At 42.8% G+C, this 1359-nt stretch carries 3 protein-coding genes; 1 reads left to right on the plus strand and 2 read right to left on the minus strand.

Annotated features, from left to right (window positions below):
- Nucleotides 1-83: 83 nt before the first annotated feature.
- Nucleotides 84-683, plus strand: a complete 600-nt coding sequence (locus R7P67_RS24470; protein ID WP_020841867.1) for a thiol:disulfide interchange protein DsbA/DsbL — start codon at nucleotides 84-86, stop codon at nucleotides 681-683.
- Between the two features lie 52 nt (nucleotides 684-735).
- On the opposite strand, the gene R7P67_RS24475 is transcribed toward R7P67_RS24470, so the two are convergent.
- Both R7P67_RS24475 and R7P67_RS24480 read right to left on the minus strand, forming a co-directional pair.
- The gene (locus R7P67_RS24475; protein WP_005463406.1) at nucleotides 736-981 is read right to left on the minus strand and encodes a hypothetical protein; all 246 of its coding nucleotides are present in this window, start codon (nucleotides 979-981) and stop codon (nucleotides 736-738) included.
- A gap of 153 nt (nucleotides 982-1134) precedes the next feature.
- Nucleotides 1135-1359: DUF3429 domain-containing protein (locus tag R7P67_RS24480; protein ID WP_411912814.1), on the minus strand; the 225-nt coding region annotated here is incomplete at its 5' end.

Genomic DNA, 1359 nt, shown 5'->3' on the forward strand with positions numbered 1-1359 from the left:
ATTTCTTCTTTATTTATCTCCAGCACTAGCTGGCTCTTAGCTATATTTAAAACGGCACTGTTGTGCCCGAAGGAAAACAAACAATGAAGAAATTACTTGCACTATGCAGCACACTTTTACTGGCTTTCAGCGCTCACGCTGCTCAATTTGAAGAAGGTAAACACTACAAAGTGTTGGACGTTGAGAAAGCGACTAAACCAACCGTTACAGAGTTTTTTTCGTTTTACTGCCCACACTGTTATAAGTTTGAATCTGTGATTGAAAACTTAAAACCGGCTTTGCCAAAAGAAGCACGCTTTGAAAAAGTGCACGTGGCGTTTATGGGCGCAGACATGGCAGTGCCAATGGCAAAATCTTACGCAACCATGGTATCGCTAGGTGTTGAAGATAAAATGGTGCCTGCGATGTTCGCGCAAATTCATCAAAAGCGCCAAGCACCGAAAAACGAAGACGAGTTAAAGAAAGTCTTCACGGACAACGGTGTCGATGGCAACAAATTTGACGCGGCGTACAACAGCTTTGCGGTTAGTTCGATGCAAAAGCGTTTCGATAAGCAGTTCAAAGAGAGCACTCTGACCGGCGTTCCTGGCGTCGTTGTGAATAACAAGTACATCGTTATTCCTAATGAAGTCCGTAGCTATGCCGAGTACAGCGAATTGGTGAACTATCTGCTAACGCTATAAATTAAAAGAAATGAAAAATGGCGGCCAAGTGGTCGCCATTTTTTTGAATTCGTTATCTCAGTACGGTTGTACAAGCTTGAGTTGGTACGCTAGTCATGAATATCGCGTGCGGATAAAACAAGCTAGCAACGGTGATAGCGACATTGCACGGTTGTGCGATGGTGTTTTTCACCACATTGGTGAGAACAATGCCCGTGTTGTTTACTGTTTGAGTGGCAGCTTGTTGCGCTTGGTAAGAAACGCAGCCAGAAGTCGCATTGATAATTGCAGTACTAAACAGTAGTTTGCGGAAAAACATATTCATATCCTTTGTGAATGTTTACGGACATATATATGTAGGTTTGCGCTACTTTAAAACAAAACGGTGTTCAAAATGTATGTGTATTCACGAAATGAACAATGTTTTATATGGGTTGATTGGTTTTGTGATCTGAGTACTGGACAGACCAGATTATGCAATCAAAACCAATCCATGCATCAAAATGACGCCGCAGGTGAGCTTATTCCTCATGCCTTGATAGCCTTTGGGATCAACTTCCAGTTCGACATTCCGTATCAGCTTTTCTGCATACCAAACGGCAGCGTATCCGGTTGCGAGCAACAATATTGCCGCGATGTAATGTGTATTCCCTTGTAACAAGGCACCCCACGCAAGCAAAACAAACAAATTACTGAG

The sequence above is a fragment of the Vibrio sp. Vb0937 genome (genome assembly GCF_033338855.1).

Excerpts from the sequence above, each read along its gene's own strand:
- R7P67_RS24475 (WP_005463406.1), bottom strand. The coding sequence starts at position 981 with ATGTTTTTCCGCAAACTACTGTTTAGTACTGCAATTATCAATGCGACT.
- R7P67_RS24470 (WP_020841867.1), top strand. The coding sequence starts at position 84 with ATGAAGAAATTACTTGCACTATGCAGCACACTTTTACTGGCTTTCAGC.